General features: G+C 72.4%; 11 protein-coding genes. 7 read left to right on the top strand and 4 right to left on the bottom strand.

Going from position 1 to position 9,181, the window contains the following annotated elements; translation table 11 throughout:
* The 7 genes from AC1D01_RS11495 to AC1D01_RS11525 form a co-directional block, all read left to right on the top strand.
* Positions 1–1,296: S8 family serine peptidase (locus AC1D01_RS11495; protein WP_477866228.1), on the top strand; the 1,296-nt coding region annotated here is incomplete at its 5' end.
* Positions 1,293–1,682, top strand: a complete 390-nt coding sequence (locus tag AC1D01_RS11500; RefSeq protein WP_477866230.1) for a hypothetical protein — start codon at positions 1,293–1,295, stop codon at positions 1,680–1,682. The genes AC1D01_RS11495 and AC1D01_RS11500, both read left to right, overlap by 4 nt.
* Positions 1,679–2,182, top strand: a complete 504-nt coding sequence (locus AC1D01_RS11505; protein WP_477866232.1) for a TlpA family protein disulfide reductase — start codon at positions 1,679–1,681, stop codon at positions 2,180–2,182. Before AC1D01_RS11500 ends, AC1D01_RS11505 begins: the two co-directional genes overlap by 4 nt.
* Before the next feature lie 26 nt (positions 2,183–2,208).
* A complete protein-coding gene (locus AC1D01_RS11510; RefSeq protein ID WP_047509768.1) occupies positions 2,209–2,433 on the top strand; it encodes a DUF4266 domain-containing protein in 225 nt (74 codons plus the stop codon).
* A complete protein-coding gene (locus AC1D01_RS11515; protein WP_477866234.1) occupies positions 2,420–3,556 on the top strand; it encodes a DUF3570 domain-containing protein in 1,137 nt (378 codons plus the stop codon). The genes AC1D01_RS11510 and AC1D01_RS11515 overlap by 14 nt, the downstream gene beginning before the upstream one ends.
* 13 nt (positions 3,557–3,569) lie before the next feature.
* The gene (gene dsbD / locus AC1D01_RS11520) at positions 3,570–5,396 is read left to right on the top strand and encodes a protein-disulfide reductase DsbD (RefSeq protein ID WP_477866236.1); all 1,827 of its coding nucleotides are present in this window, start codon (positions 3,570–3,572) and stop codon (positions 5,394–5,396) included.
* A gap of 68 nt (positions 5,397–5,464) precedes the next feature.
* Entirely contained in the window at positions 5,465–5,677 is a 213-nt protein-coding gene (locus AC1D01_RS11525) for a hypothetical protein (RefSeq protein ID WP_477866238.1), read from the top strand.
* 21 nt (positions 5,678–5,698) lie between these two features.
* Here the strand turns inward: AC1D01_RS11525 and AC1D01_RS11530 are convergent, their stop codons facing one another.
* The 4 genes from AC1D01_RS11530 to AC1D01_RS11545 form a co-directional block, all read right to left on the bottom strand.
* Positions 5,699–5,995 (bottom strand): hypothetical protein, encoded by a 297-nt coding sequence (locus AC1D01_RS11530; RefSeq protein WP_477866240.1) that lies wholly within the window; start codon positions 5,993–5,995, stop codon positions 5,699–5,701.
* Between the two features lie 10 nt (positions 5,996–6,005).
* A complete protein-coding gene (locus AC1D01_RS11535; protein ID WP_477866242.1) occupies positions 6,006–7,151 on the bottom strand; it encodes an ABC transporter substrate-binding protein in 1,146 nt (381 codons plus the stop codon).
* Between the two features lie 20 nt (positions 7,152–7,171).
* On the bottom strand, positions 7,172–8,305 hold the full coding sequence (locus tag AC1D01_RS11540; protein ID WP_477866244.1) for an ABC transporter substrate-binding protein: 1,134 nt from the start codon (positions 8,303–8,305) through the stop codon (positions 7,172–7,174).
* Positions 8,306–8,455: 150 nt separating this feature from the next.
* A partial coding sequence (locus AC1D01_RS11545; protein ID WP_477866246.1) for an ATP-binding protein occupies positions 8,456–9,181 on the bottom strand: 726 nt, incomplete at its 5' end.

Consider the following 9,181-nt stretch of genomic DNA (forward strand, 5'->3'; position numbering starts at 1 on the left):
GCCTTGCTGCGCGAGCACCCGCAGCGCCTGATCGTCGTCGCGGTCGCGAACCCGCGCGAGCGCATCGTGCCGCAGGCCGGCTCGACGCTCGCCACCTACCACGCCAGCCAGCGCTACGGCGCCGGCAGCGAGGCCCGCGCGGTGCTCGAGGCGATCGAGCGCGAGCACGGGCTGCGCGAGCTCGCCGCCTGGCCGATCAGCGCGCTGCGCGTGCACTGCGTGGTGCTGGAGATCGCGCCCGGTGCCGAGCGCGACCAGGTGCTGGCCGCACTGGCGCGCGATCCGCGCGTCGAGCTGGCGCAGCCGCTGCAGGATTTCGACACGCTGAGCCTGCCGGACGCGGTGCATGCGCCGGCCGGCGCGGCCTACAACGATCCGTACGTCGACCTGCAGAGCGGTTTCGTCGAGCTCGATGCGGCCGACGCGCACCAGCGCGCGCGCGGGCAGGGCGTGCGCATCGCGCTGATCGACACCGGCGTCGACACCACCCACCCGGACCTGCAGGGCCGCATCGCGGCGACGCGCGACTTCGTCGACGGCAGCGCGGCGCGCTTCGACGCCGACCGCCACGGCACCGAGGTGGCCGGCGTGATCGCCGCGGTCGCGAACAACCGGCAAGGCATCGTCGGCATCGCGCCGCAGGCCACGCTGTCGGTCTACAAGGCCTGCTGGCAGCGCGTGGCAGCCGACGGCGGTGCGCGCTGCAACTCGTTCACGCTCGCGCAGGCGCTGGGCGCGAGCATCGACGACGGCGCCCGCATCATCAACCTGAGCCTGGGCGGGCCCGACGACCCGCTGCTCACGCGGCTGGTGTCCCATGCGCTGGGCCGCGGCCGCATCGTGATCGGCGCGATGCCGCCGGACGGCCGGCCGCACGGCTTCCCGACCGGCATCGCCGGCGTGATCGCGGTCGACAGCAGCGGCCCCGGCCGCGCGATGCAGGGCGTGCCCGATGCGGTGCTGCGCGCGCCCGGCCGCGACATCCTGACGCTCGAACCTGGCGGCCGCTACGACTACAGCTCCGGCTCGTCGCTCGCGGCCGCGCATGCGAGCGCGGTCGCCGCGCTGCTGCTCGAGGCCGCGCCGTCGCAGGATGCCGCCGCGGTGCGCACCGCGCTCGAACGCAGCCGCAGCGGGGCTTCGATCAATGCCTGCGAAGCGCTTGCAACTCTTTTCGCTCCCACCCGCACACACCGACAGGAGCAGGACGGTCGTGGACCGTGCGCTTCGAGCCGCAGGCCGACGGGCCTGCCTGTCGAACCGGTCGATGAAAGACCAAGAGGAGCGATGCAATGACGATGACACGCAAGGGATTCCTGGGAGCCGCCGCCGGCAGCACGGTGATGCTGTTCCTGCAGGCCTGCGGCGGCGGTGGCAGCGATGGCAGCCCGGCGCCCGCGCCGGGGCCGGCCCCCGCCCCGGCGCCCGGTCCGGCCCCGCAGAGCTGCGGCTCGTCCGGCGGTGCGATCGCCGGCAACCATGGCCATGTGCTGGTCATCGCGACCGCCGACCTCGACTCGACCACCGACAAGACCTACAACATCACGGGCACCGCGTCGCACGCCCACAGCGTGACCTTCACGCCGGCGCAGCTGCAGGCGCTGAAGGCCGGGCAGGCGGTGAGCGTGACCTCGACCCTCGGCGCCCAGCACGACCACGAAGTCACGGCCAGCTGCGTATGAGCTGGCGGCGCACGGTGGCCGCCGCGCTGCTCGCGGCGGGTGGGATCGGTGCGCTGCCGGCCTTCGCGGTCGAGGTCGGCCAGYCGGCGCCCGACGTCGAGCTGCCGGCCGCGGTGGACGCCGCGCCGAAGTTGTCGGCGCTGAAGGGCAAGCTGGTCTACGTCGACTTCTGGGCCTCGTGGTGCGGGCCGTGCCGGCAGTCGTTCCCGTGGATGAACGAGATGCAGGCGAAGTACGGCGCGAAGGGGCTGCAGATCGTCGCGATCAACCTCGATGCGAAGCGGGCCGATGCCGATGCGTTCCTCGCGCAGCTGCCGGCGCGCTTCGGCCTCGCGTTCGATGCCGCCGGTGCCTCGGCCAAGCGCTTCGGCGTGAAGGGCATGCCGACCTCGGTGCTGATCGGCCGCAACGGCGAGGTGCTGATGGTGCACCAGGGCTTCCGCGACGACGAGCGGCAGGCGCTGGAGGCGAAGCTCGCCGCGGCGCTCGCGACCCCGTAGTTCTCTCTTCAATTCAAGGATCTTCGATGCGACCGATGCTTCGGGCAGCCGGCTGCCTGTGCCTGGCCGTGCTCGGCGGCTGTGCCGCCTGGGCACCGCCGCAGCCGTGGGAGAAGGGCCAGCTCGCGCGGCCCGAGATGACGATGGCCGGCGATGCGCTCGGCGAGCGCTATGCGCAGCACATCTATGCGAGCAAAGAGGCCGCTTCGGGTGGCTACGGCGTCGGCGGAGGTGGCTGTGGATGTAACTGACGCACGCGGCGCCCTGGTGCTGGCCGCGCTGGCCCTGCCCGGCGTCTGGGCCGGCAGCGCGCAGGCACAGGGCGCGCCGGAGCACGGCCTGGTCGCGCTGAAGCACCTGCACTACGAGGACTCGCAGCCCGGCCTGCACCGCATCACCGTCGATTCGCCGTCGTTCTACCTGCTGGCGCCGCTCGGCCCGCGCTGGTCGGTGGAGGGCACGGCGGTGCTGGATTCGCTGTCGGGTGCGACGCCGCGCTGGCAGAGCGCGGTCTCCAGCGCCTCGACGATGCACGAGACGCGCCGCGCCGGCGACGTGCGGGTCACGCACTACCTGGACCGCGCGTCGTATTCCATCGGCGCGAGCGTCTCGCGCGAGCACGACTACGACTCCGATGCGCTGTCGCTCAACGGCTCGTGGGCCAGCGACGACAACAACACGACCTGGCATGCCGGCATCGGCGGCAACCGCGACCGCATCCACCCGACCGATGGCGGCAACCTCGGCATCGACCGCCGCGAGCGCAGCGGCACCGACGTGATCGTCGGCGTCACGCAGGCGGTGTCGGCGGTCGACCTGGTGCAGATCGACGTGAGCCACAGCCTCGGGCACGGCTACTTCGACGACCCGTACAAGGACTTCGATTTCCGCCCCGACCGGCGCCGCCAGGCGACGCTGCTGGCGCGCTGGAACCACCACGTCGCCGACCTCGGCGCGACGCTGCGCAGCAGCTGGCGCGCCTACCGCGACAGCTACGGCGTGCGCGCCCACACGCTGCAGGCCGAGTGGGTGCAGCCGCTCGGCGGGCAGTTCGCGCTGACGCCGCTGCTGCGGTACCACACGCAGGGGGCGGCCGACTTCTACGCCAGGGCGCAGGTCGATGCGAATGGCGCGCCGGTGTTCCCGGCGCTGTCGCCGGGGCAGCTGAACTCGGGCGACCAGCGGCTGTCGGCCTTCGGCGCGTTCACGCTGGGGCTGAAGGCCGAGTACAAGCTCGACGCGCTGTGGACCGTCGACGCGAAGGTCGAGGCCTACGAGCAGCGCGGCAGCTGGCGCGCCGGCGGCGACGGGTCGCCGAACCTCGAGCCGTTCCGCGCGCGCTCGGTGCAGCTCGGCGTGAGCCGGCAGTTTTGACGGAGACCCTGCGATGAAGAACCTGTTGTTCAGGGCGTTGTGGCTGATGGCCGCGCTGCTGCCGTTGCGGGCGGCCGCTGCGGCCGACGATTTCCTCGACCCCGAGGCCGCGTTCCGGCTGAGCGTGCAGGCGCAGGACGCACGGCACGTCGCGATGCACTTCGCGATCGCGCCGGGCTACTACCTGTACCGCGAACGCCTGGGCGTGCAGGCCGCGCCGGCCACGGCGGCGGGCGCGGCGGTGGCGATCCCGCGCGGCAAGACCAAGTTCGACCCGACCTTCCAGAAGGAGGTCGAGATCTTCCACGACGAGCTCACGATGGTGTTGCCCATCGCCGCCGATGCGCCGCCGTTCCGCCTCACCGTGGGCCACCAGGGCTGCGCCGAGAAAGGCCTGTGCTACCCGCCGGCTTCGCACGCGTTCGACCTGAAGCCGGCTGCCGGCGGATGGACCGTGGCGGCGGTGGCCGACGTGGATGCCACGGCTGCGCCTGCCGCGCCGGCCGCACCCGTTGCGACGCCCACTGCACCTGCCGCACCGGAGACCGGCCGCTTCGCCAGCGCGCTGCAATCGCGCAGCCTGCTGACGGTGGCCGGCGTGTTCCTGCTGGCCGGCGTGCTGCTGTCGTTCACGCCCTGCGTGCTGCCGATGCTGCCGATCCTGTCGTCGATCATCGTCGGGCAGCGCGGCACGGTCTCGCGCTGGCGCGGCTTCTCGCTGGCGCTCGCGTACTCGCTCGGCATGGCGCTCATCTACACCGCGTTCGGCATGACGGCCGGCCTGCTCGGCGAAGGGCTGGCCGCCGCGCTGCAGAACGCCTGGGTGCTGGGCGCGTTCGCGCTGCTGCTGGCCGGGCTGTCGCTGTCGATGTTCGGTGTCTACGAGCTGCAGCTGCCGAACGCGCTGCAGAGCAAGCTGAGCGAGGTGTCGGGCCGGCTGCAGGGCGGGCAATACCTCGGCGTGTTCGTGATGGGCGGCCTGTCGGCGCTGATCGTCGGCCCCTGCGTCGCGGCGCCGCTGGCCGGTGCGCTGGTCTACATCAGCCGCACGCACGACGTGTGGCTGGGCGGCATCGCGCTGTTCGCGCTCGCATCGGGCATGAGCGTGCCGCTGCTGCTGGTCGGCGTGTCGGCCGGCTCGCTGCTGCCGCGCGCCGGCGGGTGGATGGACCGCGTCAAGCACTTCTTCGGCGTGATGCTGCTGGCGGTGGCGCTGTGGATGGTGTCGCCGGTGCTGCCGTCGTGGGGGCTGATGCTCGGTGCCGCGGCACTGCTGCTGGCGAGCGCGGTGTACCTCGGCGCGTTCGAAGGCGGCACCGCGTCGCCGGGGCGTGCGGCGACGCGTGGCGTCGGCCTGCTGCTGGCGGTGCTCGCGGTGCTGCAACTGGCCGGCATCGCGTCCGGCGGGCGCGACCTGCTGCAGCCCTTGCAGCACCTCGCTGGTTCGGGCCCGGCCGGCGGCACGCGCGAGGCGGCGCTGCCGTTCCAGCCGGTGGCCGACCTGGCGGCGCTCGATGCCGCGGTGCGCACGTCGACGAAACCGGTGATGGTCGACCTGTATGCCGACTGGTGCGTCGCCTGCAAGGAGTTCGAGTCGTTGACCTTCACCGACGCCGCGGTGCGCGAGCGGCTGGCCGGCATGACGCTGCTGCGGGTCGACGTGACGGCCAACAATGCGCAGGACAAGGCCTTGATGCGCAGGTACGGCCTGTTCGGGCCGCCGGCGCTGCTGTTCTTCCCGCCGGGCGGCGAGGAGCGCAGCGAGGCGCGGGTGGTGGGCTTCCTCGACGCGGCGAGCTTCCGGGAGCACCTCGGCGAGCACCTCGACCCGCGGCGCTGATTTCGCGCCGCTGCACGCCGGTTCGCCGGTGAGGCCGGCTTCTTTCATGTGCTCAACAAAATGAACACATGAACACACATCCAGCCGCCCCGACATCCGCGCCGACCCACGTTGCCATCACGCTGCGTGAGCTGCGCGAGCCCCACCCCACCGAGATGCGCTCGTGGCGCAGCGCGTCGATGACCGTCACCGAGCGACCCGGCACCACCTGCCACTTCGTCGTGCTGCCCGACGGACGCCTGTTCAGGATGCCGGTGCTGCCGCCGGCGCGGCTGAACTGAGGTGCTGCTCTCCGCCTGAACTCACGCCACGGCGAAATACAGCTGCCGCTCCGACAGCGGGCCACCGGCCGCCGTGCCGACCGTCAGGCTCACCCGCTGCAGCCACGCACCGCGCGGCCCGTGTGGTGCCGCGACGCGGCGGCTTCGCACGAACACCGTGCGGCCGTCGATCGCGCCGCTCCATTCGCCCAGCGTCTGCGCCGAAGCCGGATGCGACCGCAAGGCCTTCAGGCGGAAGCGCTCGACGAAGGCGCGCAGGTCCGCCTCCGACCGGATGGCGTCGAACTCCGGCGGGACGGCCCACCCAGCGTCCAGCATCCTCGGGCGCTCAGTGCAGGAAGCGGCCGTCCGAGCCGAGCATCGTCATCTCCACCATGTGGCCGCCGTTGTGGGTCTCGGGGCTGAACGTCACGTGGTAGCCGCCCGCATCCCAGTCGTGCATCGTCTCCAGCGCGCTGATCAGCTTGGCGCGCGTCGGTGCTGGCCCGGTGCGGCGCAGCGCCTCGGTCATCGCCTTCGCGGCGATGAAGCCTTCCATCGAATGGAAGCTGCGCGTCGGCACGCCGGCCTTGCGCATCGCCTGCGCGTACTCGCGCTGGACAGGGCTCGCCTCCGCCCACGGGAACGGCACCACCTCCGAGACCTGCAGGCCGGCGCCGGCGCTGCCCAGCTCGTCGGCCAGCGACTTRCCGCCGACATGCGACAGGCTGACGAACTGGCCCTTGAAGCCGCCTTTGCGCATCTCCTTGATCAGCGCTGCGCACGAGGCGTAGGAGCTGACCAGCACCACCGCATCGGGGTGCGCTGCCAGCAGGGCCTTCGCGGGTGCCGCCACGTCGGTGCTGTCGCGCTCGATGGTCGCTACCGTGCCCAGGGCGAGCTTGCGCTTCTTGCCGGCCTGGGCCACGGCGTCCATGCCGGCGGTGCCGAAGGCATCGCTCTGGTGGAACACCGCGAGGTGCGTCAGGTTGGTGATGCTCAGCTGCTCGACGATGTGGTCGGCCTCCTCGGCATAGCCGGCGCGCAGGTTGAAGACGTAGCGGTTGAACGGCTCGCGCAGCGCGGCGGCGCCCGAGGCCGGTGCGAACAGCGGCACCTGCGCGGCGGTGAGCACCGGCAGCGCCGCCAGCGTGGTCGAGGTGCCGATGTAGCCGAACAGCGCGAGCACGCCGTCCTTCTCGATCAGCTCGTGCGTGTTCTGCACGGTGCGCGCCGGGTCGTAGGCGTCGTCCCTGGTGCGCAGCTCGATCTTGCGGCCGTGCACGCCGCCGGCTTCGTTGACGGACTGGAAGTAGGTGCGCGCGCCGAGGTTGAACTCGGTGGCCAGCTGCGACGAGGGCCCGCTGAACGGCGCCGACTGGCCGAGCAGGATGGTGTTGCCCACCAGCTCGCGCTCGGCGGCCTGGCTGCCGAGGCTGAACGAGACGGCGATGGCGAACAGGGCGAGGCGCCGGCGGATGGGTGCTGCTTGCATGATCGGAATGGGGTGTCGGTTCACTGGACGATGCGGCCGTTGGTGCCGAAGATGCCGAAGTTCACGTAGTGCGAGCCGCCGCGCCCTCGCGTGCCGAAGTCCAGCACGTAGCCGCCCAGGTCGAGCGGGGGCGAGCTGCGCAAGGTCGCGGTGATGGCCTCGGGCGTGATGCGCTGCGTCTTCTCCAGCGACATGACGAGCGCCTTCGCGGCGATGAAGCCTTCCATCGAGCGGGCCGACAGGTCCGGGCTCGGCGTCGCGGCCTGCAGGGCCAGGTACTCGCGCACGATCGACAGGCTCGGCTGCGACGTCTGCGGCAGCACGATCGAGAAGGCGTAGCCGCGGGCGCGTTGCGTGCCCAGCGCCTTCAGCAGCGCATCGGTGTCGATGATCGACATGCCGTACAGCAGCGCATGGCCGCCGGCGACCTCGTAGCGGCGCGTGAACTCGATGGCGGCCGCGGTGGTGGCGCCCAGCACGACCACCTCGGGCGCGGCCGCGATCATCTGGTCGACCGCGCTGCCCACCTCGATCGTGTTGCGCGGGTAGCCGGCACGCACGACCAGCGTCATGCCGAAGCGGCCCGCGGCGTCCTGCGCGCCGGCCAGCACGTCCTTGCCCAAGCCGTCGTCCTGGTAGACCAGGCCGACGCGGCGGATGCCCAGGTGCGACAGCTGGCCCAGCAGCCGGTTCACCTCGTCGCGGTAGCTCGCCTTGACGACCAGCATGCCGTCGGCGCTGGCCACCGAGGCGGCGCCGGAGATCGCGCCGACCATGCCGACATGCGTGCGCACCAGCACGCCGTCGGCCGCCAGCGCCTCGAGGTTGGTGGTGCCGATGGTGCCCAGCAGGGCGACCGGCGACTCCTTCTCGATCAGCTCCTTGACGAGACGGACCGTCTGGTCGGGCTTCTGCGCGTCATCGCGCGTCACGAAGCGGATGCGCTGGCCCTTGATGCCGCCGCGCGCATTCACCGCATCGAACCAGAGCTGCGCCCCGGCGTGCACGGCCTTGCCGGTGACGGCCTGCGGGCCGCTGAACGGCGCCACCTGGCCGACGACGATGTCGGCCAGGGCCGCCTGCGACAGCAGCAGCGCGGCCAGGCCGGCGGCGCGCATCAGCAGGGAAGCCGGCGGGCGATGGGAAGACTGCATCGGGGGGAACCTCGGGCGGGCTGGAAACGAGCCGCGAATGTAGGGAACCCCTGGCCGGTCCGCATGACCGCGCGTCGACCACGCCCTGATCGATGAATGCAGGCGCCGCAAGCGTGACCGAGGTCACGTCAAGAAGCTGCTCCCTCGCCGTCACCCGGGCGCCAGCGCGCGCCGGTACTGGATGGCCTCGGCCAGGTCGGCGTTCGCTATGGCCTCACGGCCTGCCGAGTCGGCGATGCTGCGTGCCACCCGCAGCACGCGGTGAAAGCTGCGTGCCGACCAGCCGAGCCGGCTCGACACCGCGCGCAGGAAGGCCGCGCCGGCCGTGTCGAGCGCGCAATGCAGGTCGAGCGCATCGCCGGCCAGCTGCGCGTTGCGGCAGCCCTGGCGCGCCAGCGCGCGCTGCTGTGCGGCCAGGACGCGCTCGCAGATCCGCTCGCTCGGCTCGCCGTCGGGGGCGGCGGCCAGGGCCTCGGCCGGCAGCGCCGGCACCTCGACCTGCAGGTCGATGCGGTCGAGCAGCGGGCCGCTGATGCGCGCCTGGTAGCGCAGCACCAGGTCGGGTGAGCAGCGGCACGCGCGCTGCGGGTTGCCCAGGTGGCCGCAGGGGCACGGGTTCATCGCCGCGATCAGCTGGAACTGCGCCGGGAAATCGGCCTGCCGCGCCGCGCGCGAGATCGTGATGCGGCCGGTCTCCATCGGCTCGCGCAGCGCCTCGAGCGCGGCGCGCGGGAACTCGGGCAGCTCGTCGAGGAACAGCACGCCGTGGTGCGCGAGCGAGATCTCGCCCGGCCGCGGCGGCGACCCGCCGCCCACCAGCGCCACCGCCGACGCGCCGTGGTGCGGGCTGCGCAGCACCCGCTGCCGCCAGCGCTC

The sequence above is a fragment of the Rhizobacter sp. P3_B12 genome (assembly GCF_056402895.1).